The organism is Streptomyces luomodiensis (assembly GCF_031679605.1).
In the GTDB taxonomy this organism is placed as follows: Bacteria; Actinomycetota; Actinomycetes; order Streptomycetales; family Streptomycetaceae; genus Streptomyces; species Streptomyces luomodiensis.
Window position 1 is genome coordinate 8,266,495 of sequence record NZ_CP117522.1, and the last position, 15,305, is coordinate 8,281,799.

General features: G+C 71.4%; 12 protein-coding genes and 1 pseudogene. 11 read left to right on the forward strand and 2 right to left on the reverse strand.

The genetic code is table 11. From position 1 onward, the window contains the following. The first annotated feature begins 120 nt into the window (after window positions 1–120). The 5 genes from PS467_RS34915 (at window position 121) to PS467_RS34935 (ending at window position 5,530) form a co-directional block, all read left to right on the forward strand. Window positions 121–741, forward strand: a complete 621-nt coding sequence (locus tag PS467_RS34915; protein WP_311038552.1) for a hypothetical protein — start codon at window positions 121–123, stop codon at window positions 739–741. Continuing rightward, a complete protein-coding gene (locus tag PS467_RS34920) occupies window positions 738–1,892 on the forward strand; it encodes an efflux RND transporter periplasmic adaptor subunit (RefSeq protein ID WP_311038553.1) in 1,155 nt (384 codons plus the stop codon). Before PS467_RS34915 ends, PS467_RS34920 begins: the two co-directional genes overlap by 4 nt. A 5-nt stretch (window positions 1,893–1,897) precedes the next feature. Then, window positions 1,898–2,716: an ABC transporter ATP-binding protein gene (locus PS467_RS34925; RefSeq protein ID WP_311038554.1), complete on the forward strand. Its 819-nt coding sequence runs from the start codon at window positions 1,898–1,900 to the stop codon at window positions 2,714–2,716. After that, window positions 2,713–3,915, forward strand: coding sequence for an ABC transporter permease (locus PS467_RS34930; RefSeq protein WP_311038555.1), 1,203 nt, complete (start codon window positions 2,713–2,715; stop codon window positions 3,913–3,915). The genes PS467_RS34925 and PS467_RS34930 overlap by 4 nt, the downstream gene beginning before the upstream one ends. 247 nt (window positions 3,916–4,162) lie before the next feature. Beyond that, window positions 4,163–5,530 carry a cation:proton antiporter gene (locus PS467_RS34935; protein ID WP_311038556.1) on the forward strand — a complete coding sequence of 456 codons (1,368 nt, stop codon included), beginning with the start codon at window positions 4,163–4,165 and terminating at the stop codon, window positions 5,528–5,530. A 30-nt stretch (window positions 5,531–5,560) separates the two neighbouring features. On the opposite strand, the gene PS467_RS34940 is transcribed toward PS467_RS34935, so the two are convergent. Next, the gene (locus PS467_RS34940; RefSeq protein WP_311038557.1) at window positions 5,561–6,298 is read right to left on the reverse strand and encodes a polysaccharide deacetylase family protein; all 738 of its coding nucleotides are present in this window, start codon (window positions 6,296–6,298) and stop codon (window positions 5,561–5,563) included. A gap of 106 nt (window positions 6,299–6,404) precedes the next feature. Next, entirely contained in the window at window positions 6,405–7,811 is a 1,407-nt protein-coding gene (locus PS467_RS34945; protein WP_311038558.1) for a glycoside hydrolase family 10 protein, read from the reverse strand. 417 nt (window positions 7,812–8,228) lie between these two features. Here PS467_RS34945 and PS467_RS34950 point away from each other — a divergent pair, with 417 nt between their 5' ends. From PS467_RS34950 to PS467_RS34975, 6 genes and pseudogenes are all read left to right on the forward strand, one after another. Then, a complete protein-coding gene (locus PS467_RS34950; protein WP_311038559.1) occupies window positions 8,229–9,518 on the forward strand; it encodes an ABC transporter substrate-binding protein in 1,290 nt (429 codons plus the stop codon). A gap of 52 nt (window positions 9,519–9,570) precedes the next feature. Beyond that, entirely contained in the window at window positions 9,571–10,509 is a 939-nt protein-coding gene (locus PS467_RS34955; protein ID WP_268975688.1) for a carbohydrate ABC transporter permease, read from the forward strand. A 16-nt stretch (window positions 10,510–10,525) separates the two neighbouring features. After that, window positions 10,526–11,353 (forward strand): carbohydrate ABC transporter permease, encoded by an 828-nt coding sequence (locus tag PS467_RS34960; protein WP_311038560.1) that lies wholly within the window; start codon window positions 10,526–10,528, stop codon window positions 11,351–11,353. Further along, window positions 11,350–12,393 (forward strand): LacI family DNA-binding transcriptional regulator, encoded by a 1,044-nt coding sequence (locus tag PS467_RS34965; RefSeq protein WP_311038561.1) that lies wholly within the window; start codon window positions 11,350–11,352, stop codon window positions 12,391–12,393. The genes PS467_RS34960 and PS467_RS34965 overlap by 4 nt, the downstream gene beginning before the upstream one ends. 107 nt (window positions 12,394–12,500) lie before the next feature. Continuing rightward, entirely contained in the window at window positions 12,501–14,435 is a 1,935-nt protein-coding gene (locus PS467_RS34970; RefSeq protein ID WP_311038562.1) for a cellulase family glycosylhydrolase, read from the forward strand. Beyond that, a pseudogene (locus tag PS467_RS34975) lies at window positions 14,432–15,186 on the forward strand (glycoside hydrolase family 3 N-terminal domain-containing protein); the annotation flags it as partial. The gene PS467_RS34970 and the pseudogene PS467_RS34975, both read left to right, overlap by 4 nt. Window positions 15,187–15,305 lie beyond the last annotated feature (119 nt).

Genomic DNA, 15,305 nt, shown 5'->3' on the forward strand with positions numbered 1-15,305 from the left:
TGGCCCCGGTCCGCCGGACGTGTGGTCCGGTGGACCGGGGCTTCCGTATGCCCGGCGACAGCGAAACCTCGGCGAAACCGCGGCCTCGGTAGAACAGGGGGTACAGGAAATCCAGAAGAATTGGGGGACAGCGGCATGGTGGTTGTCACGGAGCGGTCGGCGGATAACATCTCCGCACCCAAAAAGAAGGTGCGACGCAATACCACACTGGCGGCGCTGCTGGCCGGGATCGCCCTGTTCGCCACTGCCTGTGGCGGCGATGACGAACCGGATAAGAGCGTGGCCAGCGTCGGCTCCGGAAACGACTCGCAGTCCAAGCAGCCGGAGGCCGGCAGCCAGGCCAACGGGCTGAAATTCGCGCAGTGCATGCGGGAGAACGGTCTGACCGATTTCAAGGACCCGAAGCCCGGGGAGGGCATGGGCGCCGGGATCGACCCGCAGTCGCCGGAGTTCCAGAAGGCCGAGAAAGCCTGCAAGCAGTACATGCCGGCGCCGCCCCCGGAGGAGGGCGGCGGCGGTCCGGGCGATGTGTGGTCGACCGACGACAAGCTCAAGTACGCCAAGTGCATGCGGAACAACGGCGTGCCGAGCTTCCCGGACCCGGACGAGAACGGTGGCTTCAAGCTCGAGGTCGACCCCACCACGCCGCAGTTCCAGAAGGCGGAGGAAGCTTGCAAGAAGTACCAGCCCGAGTCCCTGCGCAACATGGAGCCCAACAAGCCCGGCGGGGGTTCGGCGTGAGCGCGACCCAGACACCCACGGAGGACGAGGAAGCCAGCCCGCCGGAGCGGCAGAGCGCGCCGCCACCCGCGCGGCGCAAGCGGCGCGGGCTGACCGCGCTGGTCGTGGTGGCGGTCGTGGTGGCGGCCGGGGCGGGGGTCGTCGTGGCCGATCCGTTCCAGGACACCGCCAAGGACGCGTCGGCCAAGACCACCGCCCGCACCGGGCTGGCGAAGGTCACCCAGGGCACCCTGTCGGCCCGCACCCTGGAGAACGGGACGCTCGGTTACGCGGGTTCGTACGACGTCGTCAACAACACCAAGGGCACCATCACCGAACTGCCCGCCGTGGGCGATGTGATCGGCCAGGGCCATGTGCTCTACCGGGTGGACGGCAAACCGGTGGTGCTGCTCCAGGGGGCCGCCGCACCGGTCTACCGCGACCTCGCCTACGGAGCCGAGGGGGCGGACGTCCGGCAGCTCAACGCCGCGCTCGTCACCCTCAAGTACGCCACCAAGGCGCAGATCGACCCCGACTCGGACTACTTCAGCATGCAGACCTTCTACGCCCTCAAGGAGCTTCAGGAGGACGTCGGGCTGAAGGCGTCGGGTGAACTGCCCGTCGGGCAGGCGGTGTTCCTGCCCGCCGAGGAGATCCGGGTCATCAAGACCGGGGCCGTGCGCGGTGGCCCGGCCGGACAGGGCCAGAACATCCTCCAGGTGTCCTCGACCAGGCGGCAGGTCACCGTCCAGCTCAACGCCAGCCAGCAGACCGGGGTGGCGGTCGGCGACAAGGTGACCATCACCCTCCCCAACGGCAAGACGACCGCCGGTGAGGTGTCGTCGGTGGGGAAGGTGGCGAAGCAGGTCGAGGACAAGACCACCATCGAGGTGCAGATCAAGCCGAAGGACCCGAAGGCCACCGGCGGGCTCGACCAGGCGCCCGTCCAGGTCGCCATCGTCTCCGACACGGTGAAGGACGTGCTGTCGGTGCCGGTCAACGCGCTGCTGGCGCTCGCCGGCGGCGGCTACGCCGTCGAGGTCGTCGAGAGCGGCGGCAAGCACAAACTGATCGCGGTGCGGACCGGGCTCTTCGACGACAGCGAGGGCAAGGTCGAGGTCAGCGGCGCCGGGCTCGCGGTCGGCCAGAAGATCGCGGTGCCCACGTCATGACCGGCATGGAGACACAGACGGCTCAGACGGCCCAGGCGGCCCGGACCACCACGACGTCCCAGGCGACCGAGACGGTCCAGACGCCGCCGGCCGGTGTTCAGGGCCCCCGCGAGGCGGTCCTGGAGCTGGAGGACGTGACCAAGGTCTACCCGGGCGCGTCCCCGGTCGTGGCGCTGGACGGGGCCGGTTTCACCATCCACCGGGGTGACCTGGTGGCGATCGTGGGTCCGTCCGGCTCCGGCAAGTCGACCCTGCTTCAGGTGATGGGCACCCTGGACCGGCCGACCTCCGGGAAGGTACGGATCGTGGGGGAGGATGTCGCCGCGATGTCCGACCGGGCGCTGGCCGGGCTGCGTGCCATCCGGATCGGCTTCGTCTTCCAGCAGTTCTTCCTGGCCGAACACGCCACCGCGCTGGAGAACGTCGCCGACGGAATGCTGTACGCGGGCGTCCGCCGCCCGGCCCGGCTGTCGGCGGCCGCCGCGGCCCTGGACCGGGTCGGCCTCAGCCACCGGATCCACCACCGGCCGCCGCAGCTGTCCGGTGGCGAGCGGCAACGCGTCGCGATCGCCCGTGCCCTGGCCGGCGACCCGGCGATCGTGCTGGCCGACGAGCCCACCGGCAACCTCGACAGTGTCGCCGGCGCCGCCATCTTCAAGCTGTTCAGGGAACTCAACGCCGAGGGCACCACCATCGTGATGATCACCCACGACCGGGAGCTGGCGGCCCGGCTGCCGCGCCGGATCGAGGTCCTCGACGGCCACATCGTCGCGGACGTCCTGTCGGCGGAGGATCCCCTGGACACCGAAAGGCGGCTGCCATGACCGCCACGGCCACCGCCCCCGGCCGGCTCTATCCCGCCGATCTCGCCCGGACCGCCAGCGTGGGCCTGCGCACCCGGCGGATGCGGGCCGCCCTGTCGGCGCTGGGCATCGCCATCGGCGTCGCCGCGATGGTGGCGGTGCTCGGGCTGTCGTCCTCGTCGCAGGCCGGACTGCTCGCCGAGATCGACAAGCTGGGCACCAACCTGCTGAAGGTCACACCGGGCCAGTCGCTGGGCGGCGGGGACGCGAAGCTCCCCGTCGAGGCGCCGGGCATGATCTCCCGGATCGGCCCGGTCGAGGCGGTGCAGAGCACCGGCAAGACCGACGCCGAGGCATACCGCAGCCCGCACATCCCGGCCCTCAACACCAACTCCCTGTCGGTGAACGCCGCCAGCCTGCGCCTGCCGGCCGCGGTGCGCACCTCGATGGCCCAGGGCAGATACCTCAACGCCGCCACCGCGCGGCAGCCGGTCGCCGTCCTCGGCTGGGATGCCGCGAGCCGGCTGGGCATCTCCCGGATCCACCCGGACATGCGCATCTGGGTCGGCGGTCAGTGGTTCTACGTGTCCGGGGTCCTCAAGCCCGCCAAACTGACACCGGAGATCGACTCGGCGGTGCTGGTGGGCTATCCGGCCGCGGAGAAGTACCTGGACTTCGACGGCCACCCTTCCACGGTGTATGTGCGGTCGGACACCGACCAGGTCAAGGAGGTGCGCCAGGTGCTGGCCGCCACCGCCAACCCGCAGAACCCCAGTGAGGTCAGCGTCACCCAGCCGTCGGCCGCGCTCGAGGCCCGCGCCGCCGCGCAGTCGGCGCTCGACGGGCTGTTCCTCGGACTGGGCGCGGTGGCCCTGCTCGTCGGGGGCATCGGCGTCGCCAACACCATGGTCATCTCCGTGCTCGAACGCCGCTCGGAGATCGGTCTGCGGCGGGCACTCGGCGCCACCCGGGGCACCATCCGGACGCAGTTCCTCTCCGAGGCGGTCCTGCTCGCCATGCTCGGCGGTGTGGCCGGGGTGGCTCTGGGCACGCTGGCGACCTTCGTCTACGCCGGCGTCAAGGGCTGGGAGACCGTCGTCCCGGTGCTCGCCTGGGCGGGCGGACTCGGCGCGGCCGTGGCCATCGGTGCCATCGCCGGGCTGCTGCCCGCCCTGCGGGCGGCCCGGATGCAGCCCACGGAGGCGCTGCGGACGGTCTGACCGAAGCTGCCCGGCACCGTGGTCTTCCCCCGTCCCGGTGCCGGGCTCCCCGCCGTTCGGGGCGGCGTGGGGGAGGCGTTGGGGGAAGCATTCGGGAAACGCACGCCCATGCCGTCACCATGACACACCGTCGGCGGCACCCGCGCCGACACCCACCCCGGCACTCTCCGTCCAGATGTCCAAGTGCACATTTCCGTCCCGCCGCCCGCTCCCCGAGACTGGGCGGAACTCGTGACGCGGAGGGGGCATGGCCATGAGTGGCGGCGCGCTCGAAGAGACCATCCGTGATGTGCTGATCGGCCTCGCCGTGGTCGTGCCCGTGGCCCTCTTCTGCGGGCGGATCGCCCAGCGGCTGCGGCAGCCGGCCGTACTGGGGGAAATCGCGGCCGGTCTGATGCTGGGCCCCAGCCTGCTGGGTATGTTCCCCGGCGATCCGACCGGGGCCCTCTTCCCGGCCGAGGCCCGCCCCTTCCTCCAGCTGCTGGCCCAACTGGGCCTCGTCCTCTTCATGTTCGGGGTGGGCTATCACCTCGACGTCGCGCATCTGCGCGGCCGGGGGCGCCAGGTGATGTCGGTGTCGTTCAGCTCCGTCGCCCTGCCGTTCGCGCTGGGCACCGGCCTGGCCGTCGGGTTCGCCACCTGGGGCCTCACCGAGCGGGGGCGGGCGGGGTTGCTCGGTCCGGCGCTGTTCCTGGGCGCGGCCATGTCCATCACGGCCTTCCCGGTGCTCGCCCGCATCCTGACCGACCACGGCCTGGCCCGCGAGCGCATCGGCAACGTGGCGCTCGCCTGCGCCGCCCTCCAGGACCTGCTGGCGTGGGGCATTCTCGCCGTCGTGGTCGTCGTGGTGAATGCCGACGGGCCCTGGCCACTCGCCCGGATGGCGTTGCTGTCCACCCTCTTCGTCCTCGGCATGCGGTACGTGGTCAGGCCCGCGCTGCGCCGGCTGCTGGCGCCCGAGCGGCCCTGGAACCGGGACAGCGCCCTGGCCCAGGGGGTGGTCTTCGGCGGCCTGCTGCTGTCGGCCTGGGCCACTGACGCGATGGGGCTGCACACCGTGTTCGGCGCCTTCGTCTTCGGCGCCGTCGTACCGCGCCGGCAGCTCGAAGCCCACGCGCCGGACGTGCCCGCGCGCATCGAGCAGTCGAGCCTGCTGCTGCTCCCGGTCTTCTTCGCCGTCACCGGACTGTCGGTGGACTTCCAGGGCCTCGGCGCGCAGGGCCTGGTCATGCTGCTCGCCGTGCTCCTGGTGGCCTGCGCGGGCAAGTTCGTCGGCGCCGCGGTGGCCGCCCGGCTCACCGGGGCCACTCCCCGGCAGTCCATCACCCTCGGGGTGCTGCTGAACGCGCGGGGGCTCACCGAACTGGTGCTGCTCAACGTGGGCCTCGCCCTCGGTGTCATCGACGGGCGCCTCTTCACCGTGATGGTGGCCATGGCCGTGATCACCACGATGATGACCGGCCCGCTGCTCCAGCGCCTGTCGCCGGCGCCCCGGTCGCTCACCGTCGGCCGCGGTGGCGAACACGGGGACGCCGGCGATGCCAAGGGCGCCGGCGACGCGGAAGGCGCCGGCGATGCCGGAGCCTCCGCTGAAGACGCCGGTGTCGCCCGGTGAGTGCCGCGAGCGGTCACTCGGCTACGGCGCTCAGGGAGCCGTGACGACGGCGCCGCCGCCCGCTCCGGCCGTGATCCGGCCAGGGCACAGCTTCCGTGCCGCGAGCCCGCTGAGGATCTGCGGTACCGCGTTGACGGTGGTCTGGTAGCCGCCGTCGTGCATGAGGATGATGCTGCCCGCCCGCATGGTGGCGGCGGCCTGGACGATCTGCTGGGTGCCGGCCCCGTTCCAGTCCTGGGAGTCCACCGACCACAGCACCTCGGTCAGCCCGAGCCGGGCCTCATCGGCCTTGATCTGCGCGTTGGTCTCGCCGTAGGGCGGGCGGAACAGGGTGGGGGTCTGCCCGGTGATGCGCTGGATGGTGCTCTGGGCGCCCGCGATCTCGTTGTACGCGGCCGGTTCGCCGATCTGGGGGAGATGCGGATGGGTGGAGGTGTGGTTGGCGATCCACATGCCCGCCGACTGCTCGGACCTGAGCAGGTCCGGGTACTGCTCGGCGTGCTGTCCCCAGATGAAGAAGGTGGCCTTGGCGCCGCCCGCCCGCAGGGCCGTCAGCAGCGCCTGCGTCGACGCGGGATTCGGCCCGTCGTCGTACGTCAGACCCACGTATCCGCCCGAGCAGTCGGCCCAGGCGGTGTTGGTGCCCGCCGCACCGTGCGTGGCCGCCGGGGACGGAGCGGCGGAGAACGCCGCCAGGGCGGCCGTGGCCGCGGCGACGAGCCCGGCCCTTAGACGTTTGCGGCTGCGGTCGCGGGTGCTTACGGCCACCCGTCGGCCGGTACTCCCGGTTGCTGCTTCCCCGGTCATCTCTCCTCCTCGCGCGTGAGTGACAGTGAGTTGAACACGGCGTGCCCGCGGGTGCGTCATCGGCCGGCTAGGAGGCGGTGCAGGAGCCGATGGTGGGGGCCGACCAGTCCCCGTTCGCCATGACCGTGAAGCCGAAGCTGGTCGTCGCTCCCGCGCTCAGGTTGCCGTTGCCGTTGGGTTTCACCGTCATGACCTTGCCGCTGCTGTCCCAGCTGGGTGTGGAGTTCCAGGTGGCGGAGACGCGCTGCGCGGAACGCACGGTCACCGTGACCGTCCAGCCGCTGATGGCGGAACTGCCGGCCGTCACCGTCACCTGGCCGTTGAAACGGTCGCCCCACCGCTGCGTCTCGGAGTACGACGCGGTGCACGACCGGCCACCGCCACCGCCATCGTCACCGCCACCACCGCTGGAGCCGCCGAGCGCCGCCAGCACCGCGTCGTACGCGGGCTTCTTGCCGTAGTTGTCGTCGAACAGCAGCGGGGTGCCGCTGGCCCGCCACGAGTACTTGTCGGGGATGCCCCAGACGGTGATCCCGGTGCAGCGGGACACGGCCAGGCACGCCTGGGTGACCCGGCGGTAGTTGTCGGCCTGGGCCGAGCCGGAGCCCTCGATGTCCAGCTCGGTGATCTGCACGTCGACGCCGAGGTCGGCGAAGCGCTGGAGGTTCTGCTGGTAGTCGGAGGGGACCGGGGACTGGCTGTTGAAGTGCGACTGGAAGCCGACGCAGTCGATCGGAACCCCGCGCGCCTTGAAGTCCTTCACCAGGTTGTAGACGGCGTTGCTCTTCGCGTTCTGACCGTCGGTGTTGTAGTCGTTGTAGCAGAGTTTGGCGCTGGGGTCGGCCGCACGGGCGGTGCGGAACGCCTCCTCGATGAAGCCGTCGCCGAGCTTGTCCTGGAACGGCGAACTGCGCCGCGCACCGCTGTTGCCGTCCTGGAATGCCTCGTTGACCACGTCCCAGGCGTAGATCTTGCCCTGGTAGTGCTGCATCACCTTGGTGATGTGGTTGTTCATCGCCGAGCGCAGATCGGTGGCGCCCAGACCGCTGACCCAGCCGGGCAGCTGGGAGTGCCAGACCAGGGTGTGGCCGCGGATCTTCATGCCCTTGCCCTGCGCATGGCTGACGATCTGGTCGGCGGAGGTGAAGTTGAACGAGTTCCGGGAGCTCTCGACGGCGTCCCACTTCATCTCGTTCTCGGGTGTGACGGCGTTGAACTCGGTGTCCAGCGTGGCGGCGTACTGCGCCTCACCGAGGTGGTTGGCGGCCACGGCGGCGCCGAAGTACCGGCCCTTGGCGGCCGCCGCGCCACCGAGGGTGCTCGCGGCGCTGGCGGTACCGGACAGGGTGAGGACGCCGGCGGCGGTGAGGAAGCCGACGACACCGAGGGTGAACGCTCTTCGGACACGTAACCGGGGACGCTGGGCTCCGCTAGGGGAGCGCCTCGGCTCATGACGACGGGTACTGGTGACCATTGCTGTCCCTTCTTCCGGGGGCCGGACGGTCTCGAGCCGACCGTCCGGCCGTGCTGGGGAGGTGCCGATGGGCAACGATCGATGCGGAGTATGCTGCGGAGCTGACGCAACGTCAACGCTTCCTTCCGGAATTATTCCGGTAGGAAAGATTCTGCCTCCCTCGCTGATGCCGCCTCTGAGCTGTTGCTTTGTGGAGCAGATGGATGTTGGCCGTTGGCGTGGAGGATCTTTCGGTCCCGGCCTCCGAAAAGTTTTCGGTGGCGGGTGATGTGCTGTCCGCCGCCACCGGTGCTCAAGGGCAACGGTGGTGTCCGCGCGGTGAAGGCTTGACCGGGCGCGAAGTGGCTCCTACAGTCCTCACACCTCCGAGGTAGATCGATTAACCACTCGTTAACCGCCTGGTTGGAGACCCCCGCAGTGCACTCACCGCTGACTCGGCGCGGCTTCCTCGCCGCCGGTTCCGGCCTCGCCGCCGCGACCGTCCTGCCCGGCCTGTCCGGCTGCTCCGCGCTGACCGGGGCCGACTCCGACCCCCACACGCTCGTCGTGCACAGCCAGCTGGGCACCACCGCCCCGGGGTCGCCCACCTACCTCGCGGCCCTGGACCGGTTCCGCGCGGAGAACCCTGGACTCAAGGTCAAGAACCTCATCAACGGCGACGACCTCGCGCAGGTCTACGAGACCTCACGGCTGGCCCGCAAGGAGCCGGACGTCGTCATGGTCAACCTCTACGACAAGACACTGGCGTGGACGGACGTCGGCGCCACCGTCGACGTCAAGGGCTACCTGGACGACTGGGGGCTGCGCGAGCGCGTGCGCCCGGAGGCGCTCGGCGCGTGGACCGACGCCAAGGGCCGGCTGCGGGCCTTCCCCTACTTCGCCACCAACTGGCCGATCGCCTACAACAGGGCACTGCTGGACCGGGCGGGTGTCGACGCGATACCCACCACGGGCGATGAGCTGATCGCCGCGGCGCGCAAGCTGCGGGCCAAGGGGATCGCGCCGGTGACCGTCGGCGGCAACGACTGGACCGGGCAGAAACTGCTCGCCCAGATCATCCAGACCTTTCTCACCGAGGACGAGGCCAGGCACGCCTATTCCACGGGAGACTTCGGCAGCAGGGGCGCCCGGGAGGGCATCGACTACTTCGTGACGCTGCGCGACGCGGGCGTCTTCGCAGACAAGGCGCAGGGCCTCACCTCGGACTCGATGACCACGCAGTTCAACACGGAGGCCGCCGCCATCGAGTCGGCCATGTCCTCGGCGCTGGCGAAGGTGCCCGCGAAGGTGGCCGAGCACACCGAGGTCGGCGGCTGGCCACTGGCCGGCGGCGCCGCGCACGACAAGCCCACCATCCTGCGGACCTACACCCTGATCGGGTTCTGGATCAGCCCGAACGGCACCAAGAAGATCGACGCGGTGGAGAAGTTCGTGCGCTTCATGTACCGCCCCGACACCGTCTCCCGGTTCATCGAGGAGAGCGGCCGCGACATGGCGCTGCACTCCGACGCCGTCAGTACGCGTTTCCCGCTGGTCGCCGCCGCGCAGCGGCTGGGCTCCCGGGTGAGCCAGGTGCTGCTGCCCGATGTGTACGTCCCGCCCGCCGCCGCCCAGCCACTGATCACCGCGACCAGTACGTCCTTCACCCGAGGCACCAGCGCCGCGAAGGTCCGCGCCGCGCTGGAGACCGCGTACCGCTCCGCGTGACCCGCCCGCCCGCTCGTTCACACCCCGAGCCCGACTCCACGGGAGCCACCCCATGACGACGCTGACGTCGACCCCGGGCGGGGCCGCGGTCCGCCACCCCGCTCCGCCCGCCACCACGGCCCGTTCGCGCACACCCCGGCAGGGCGGCACGATCCTCGCCGTGCCCGCGCTGGTCTGGTACGCGATCTTCATGATCGGCCCGGTGGCCGCCATCTTCGTGATCGCCGCCCTGCACTGGCCGGGGATGCTCCAGCCGGTGTCCTTCGCCGGTCTCGGCAACGTCCGCACGGTCCTCGACGACCCCGTCTTCTGGGACGCGGTGCGCAACACCGCCGTCCAGCTGGCGGTGGCGCTGCCGATCATGATCGTGTGCGCCTACATGCTGGGCTACTACGTCGCGCAGCGGCCGCCCGGACACCGTGTCATCCGCTATCTGCTGTTCATCCCGGGCCTGATCTCCACCCCCGCCAAGGCGATGGTGTTCTACGCGGCGCTGTCCCCGGACGGGCTGGTCAACGGGGCGCTCCAGGGCGCGGGGCTCGGTTCGCTCACCGACGCCTGGCTCGCCTCGCCGTCGACGGCCCTGGCCTGTCTCATCGCCCTGGACGTGTGGAGCGGGATCGGCTTCACCGCCGTCCTGTTCGCCGCCCGGCTCGGCAGCGTCCCCGACGACCTCGGCGAGGCGGCGCAGCTGGACGGGGCCGGGCACTGGCGGACCATGTGGCGCATCCACTTCCCGGTGATCCGCGACTACGTCGGCGTCGTCACCATGCTCCAGTTCCTGTGGACCCTCTTCGGCTCGGCGCAGCACGTCCTGCTGCTCACCCAGGGCGGTCCCGGCAGCTCCTCCACGACGCTGTCCTTCCTCGTCTACCAGAAGGCGTTCATCGCGGCCGACCTGGGCTACAGCCAGACCGTCGGCGTCATCCTCTTCCTGGCCGGGCTCGTCGGGCTGCTCGCCATCCGCCGCGCCTTCCGGCAGAACTACTGATCGAAGGCGGCTCACCATGAAACTCGGGAAACGCTGGCTGCCCGCACACCTTCTGGTGTGGACCTACGCGGTGCTGCTGATCGTGCCGCTCTACTACTTCCTCGCCTCCGCGTTCAAGAGCAACGAGGAGATCTTCGCCCACCCCTTCGCGCTGCCGGAGTCCTTCGGCTTCGGCAACTTCACGACCGCCTACCACAGCGCCGACCTGGGACCGGCCATCGTCAACTCGGCGCTGGTGACGGTCCTTTCCCTGGCGCTGACCCTGCTGCTGGCGCTGCCCGCAGCGTTCGCGCTCGCCCGGTCGACCGGGCGGCTGGCGTCGGCGATGGAGAAGGTGTTCTCGCTCGGTTTCCTGATCCCGACGTTCGCGGCGCTCTTCCCGACGTTCCTGCTCGCCGCGGCGACCGGACTGTTCCACACCCGCGCCTTCATGGTCCTCTTCCTGCCCGCCACGGCGATGCCGCTGTCGGTGGTGATCCTGGTGCAGTTCATGCGGACCATCCCCCGGGAGATGGAGGAGGCCGCCCGGATGGACGGCGCGTCCACCTACACGGTGCTGCGGCACATCTACACGCCGATGTGCCTGCCCGGCATCGCGACCGTGGTCCTCCTGAACTTCCTCACGTTCTGGAACGAGTACCTGTACTCGCTCGTCATCATCGGACCCGACCCCGAGCAGCGCACCGTGCAGGTGGCGCTGCCCACCCTGAAGGCGATCACCGGCACCGACTACGGTGTCCTCACCGCCGGCACCGTACTGACCCTCATCCCCGTGTGGGTCGTCTACACGGTGCTCCAGAAGCGCATGCAGGCGGCACTCGTCAACGGGGCGGTGAAGATGTGAGGGCGCCCACCGGGACGCCGGGCCGGCGTCCCACCATCAAGGAGGTGGCGGCCGCCGCCGGGGTGTCGACCGCGGCCGTGTCCCAGGCGTTCAACGACAAGGGCCGGCTGTCGGAGACGACCCGGCGGCGCATCCTGGACACCGCGCTGGAACTCGGCTGGTCGCCGAGCGCGTCCGCCGCCGCCCTGCGCAGCGCCCGCACCCGCACCCTGGCCCTCGTCGTCCGGCGCCCCACCGATGTGCTCGGCGCGGACCCGCACTTCAGCGAGCTGATCACCGGTATCGAGGGCGAACTGGCGCCGCGCGGCTACGGTCTGCTGCTGCACCTGGTCGCCGGTGCGCAGGAGGAACACGCCCTCTACAAGCGGCTCGCGGCCGAGGGCCGGGTGGACGGGGCCGTGCTCACCGACGCCCGCGCCGACGACCCGCGCCCCGCCCTGCTGGCCCGCCTCGGCCTGCCCGCCGTGCTGCTCGGCCCGCCCGACCGCACCGCCGCGGTGCCGCGCGTCGGCCTGGGCCACCAGGGCGCCGCGGTCGAGGAGACCGTCCACCACCTGCTCGGGCTCGGACACCGGCGCATCGCCTATGTGGCGGGCCCGGCCGACCTTCAGCACACCCGGCTGCGGGGCGGTGTCTTCGAGGCGGCCCTCCGGCAAGCGGGGTTGCGGCCCTACGCGGTGCTGCACACCGACTTCACCGAAGTGTCCGCCGTCGCCGCCACCGAGGCGCTGCTGGACGGCGCCGACCGCGCCACGGCGATCGTCTACGCCAACGACTCCATGGCGATGTGCGGCATCGGCGCCGCCCGGCGCGCCGGTCTGCGGGTCCCCGAGGACCTGTCCGTCGTCGGCTACGACAACCTGCCGCTCGGCCGCTGGCTGCACCCCCGGCTCACCACGGTCGACCAGCAGGTGCAGCGGGTCGGCGCGGCCGCCGCCCGGCTGCTCCTCGCGCGCTGCGGCGAGGACGTCCAGGACACGGTGCTCGACGACCGGCCGCGGCTGGTCGTCCGCGAGTCCACCGGACCCGCCCCCGGCTGACGCCCCGGCCCCGCGCCGCCACCACGGACCGCCCCGGACACCCGCAATCACGACCGCCCACCAGCACCACCGCCCCCACACCGCACCACCGACCTCCGGATAGGACCATGCGACGCCACAGCGCCCAGCTCACCCACCACCCCGCCGTCCTGCCCTGGCTCGGCGCCAACTTCTGGTCCCGCACCGGCGGGCCCCTGATGTGGCGCGACTACGACCCGACGACGGTCCGCGCGGAACTGCGGGTGCTGCGCGAGCACGGCCTGACGATGACCCGGTCGTTCTTCTACTGGCCCGACTTCCATCCGCAGCCGCACCGCATCGACGAGACGCTGTGCGAACGCTTCCGCGACTTCCTCGACGCCCACCACGAGATCGGCATGGGGACGGTGCCCACCTTCATCGTCGGACACATGTCGGGCGAGAACTGGGACCCCGCCTGGCGCGGGGGCCGCGATCTGTACGAGGACGTGTGGATGGTCGGCCGCCAGGCGTGGTTCGCCTCCCAGATGACCCGCCGCTTCAAGGACCACCCGGCGGTCACCGGCTGGCTCATCACCAACGAGATGCCCGGATACGGCCGGATCTACCAGGTGGACCCGCCCTCCTCCGAGGTGGTGACGGCCTGGGCGCAGGCCATGTGCAACGCCGTACGGGCGGCCGGCGGCACCCAGCCCGTCTCCCTGGGCGACGGCGCCTGGGGCATCGAGGTCACCGGCCGCGACAACGGCTTCTCGCTGCGCGAGACCGCCGAGTACGTCGACTTCGTCGGCCCGCATGTGTACCGCTCCGACACCGACCGGCCCCGTCAGCACCTGCGCGCCGCCTTCGAATGCGAACTGGCCTCGGTCACCGGGCAGCCCGTCGTCCTGGAGGAATTCGGCCTCTCCACGGACACCGTCTCCGAGCAGAACGCGGCCGCCTACTACCGGCAGACCCTGCACAACTCGCTGCTCGGCGGGGCCACCGGCTGGATCGCCTGGAACAACACCGACTACGACGACCTGTGGGACCGCTCGCCGTACGACCACCACCCCTTCGAGATGCACTTCGGCATCACCGACCGCACCGGCGCCCCCAAGGCGCCACTGCGCGAACTCGCCGCGTTCGCGACCACACTGAAGGCCGTGGACTTCGCGCACTGCCGGCGCGCCGACGCGGACGCGGCGCTGGTCGTGCCCGCCTTCCTGGAGCGCGGCTACCCCTACAGCAGGCCCGCCGACCGCCCGCTGATCTTCACCTCCCTGCACCAGAGCTATGTCGCCACCCGCGCCGCCGATCTGCCGGTGGGCTTCACCCGGGAGGCCGACGGTCTGCCCGGCGACGCGGCCCTGTACCTGCTGCCGGCCACCCGCCAGCTCACCACCCGCACCCGGCGCGAGCTCGAACGCCGCGCCCACGCGGGCGCCACCGTCTACCTCTCGTTCTGCTCCGGCGAACACCCCGGGACCCGCGGCCCGTGGTTCGACGACCTGGACGGGCTGTTCGGCGTCGAACTCCAGCTCTCCTACGGTGTCGCCGAGCCCATCGAGGACGACGTCCTGGAGATGACGTTCACCGGCGACTTCGGCGGACTCACGGCCGGGGACACCCTGCGCTTCCCCGTCGCGGGCAACGAGGACAGCCGGGCGTACCTGCCGGTCCTGGCGCGGGACGCCCGGGTGGTGGCCGTGGACGCACACGGCCGCCCCGCCCTGCTGGTGCGCGACACCGGGCACGGCCGCACCGTGCTGGCCACCTATCCCCTGGAGCACATGGCAGCCCGCACCGCGCGGGTCAACCCCGAGGATACCCACCGCCTCTACGCGGCGCTCGCCGAGGTCGCCGGGGCCCGCCGCCCGGTGACGGTCGACTCCGCCCACGTCGGCGCGGACCTGCTGATCCACCGGGACGGACGCCGCTTCGTGTGGCTGGTCAGCCAGAGCCCCGAGGAACTCACCGTCCGCCCGGACGCCGACGGCACGCTGCACGACCTCGCGTCCGGCGCGCCGGCCCCGGAGGTGACGCTCGACCCCTACGGTGTGCGCGTGGTGGAGCTGAGGTGACCGATCAGCTCTACCGCGACCCCTCGGCCCCCGTGCCGGAGCGGGTCCGCGACCTGCTGGGGCGCATGACGCTCACCGAGAAGGTCGGCCAGGTCAACCAGCGCATGTACGGCTGGCACGCCTACGAGCGCCACGAAGGCGGCCACCGGCTCACCGACGCCTTCCGCGCCGAGGTCGCCGCGTACGACGGGATGGGCGCCCTGTACGGGCTCCAGCGGGCCGACGCGTGGTCCGGCGTCGGCTTCGCCGACGGCATCCCGGCGGCGGACGGGGCCCGGGTCGCGGACACGGTGCAGCGACATGTGGTGGAGAACACCCGGCTGGGCATACCGGTGCTGCTGGTCGAGGAGGTTCCGCACGGCCACCAGGCCCTGGACGGCACCGTGCTGCCGGTCAACCTCGCCACCGGCGCCACCTGGGACCCCGCCCTCTACGAGGCCGCCGCGGCGGCGGTCGCCGCTCGGCTGCGGGCACGCGGCGGCCATGTGGCGCTCGTCTCCGCCCTCGACCTGGTGCGCGACCCGCGCTGGGGCCGCGCCGAGGAGTGCTTCGGCGAGGACCCGTATCTGGCGGCCCGGCTCACCGAGGCGCTGGTGCGGGGCGCGCGCACCGCCGACGTGGCCGTCGTGCTCAAGCACTTCGCCGGCCAGGGGGCCACCGTCGGCGGCGCAACAGCGCGGCCACCGAGCTGAGCGCCCGCGAACTGCACGAGATTCATCTGGCGGCGGCCAGGGCCGGGGTACGGGCCGGCCACGTGCGGGGGCCGGCGGCCGCGCTGTTCAGCCCGCGAGTCGGCCGCTAGTCTGTCTGCGCTGTAGCGGGCCGCTCCCGCTCCGTGCCGCGCGTCGGATGCCGTGTGGCTTCCCCACA

Bases quoted from the DNA above. Each gene is read 5' to 3' on its own strand.
- PS467_RS34925 (WP_311038554.1), top strand. From the start codon at position 1,898: ATGGAGACACAGACGGCTCAGACGGCCCAGGCGGCCCGGACCACCACG.
- PS467_RS34930 (WP_311038555.1), top strand. From the start codon at position 2,713: ATGACCGCCACGGCCACCGCCCCCGGCCGGCTCTATCCCGCCGATCTC.
- PS467_RS34935 (WP_311038556.1), top strand. From the start codon at position 4,163: ATGGCCATGAGTGGCGGCGCGCTCGAAGAGACCATCCGTGATGTGCTG.
- PS467_RS34945 (WP_311038558.1), bottom strand. From the start codon at position 7,811: ATGGTCACCAGTACCCGTCGTCATGAGCCGAGGCGCTCCCCTAGCGGA.
- PS467_RS34955 (WP_268975688.1), top strand. From the start codon at position 9,571: ATGACGACGCTGACGTCGACCCCGGGCGGGGCCGCGGTCCGCCACCCC.
- PS467_RS34960 (WP_311038560.1), top strand. From the start codon at position 10,526: ATGAAACTCGGGAAACGCTGGCTGCCCGCACACCTTCTGGTGTGGACC.
- PS467_RS34970 (WP_311038562.1), top strand. From the start codon at position 12,501: ATGCGACGCCACAGCGCCCAGCTCACCCACCACCCCGCCGTCCTGCCC.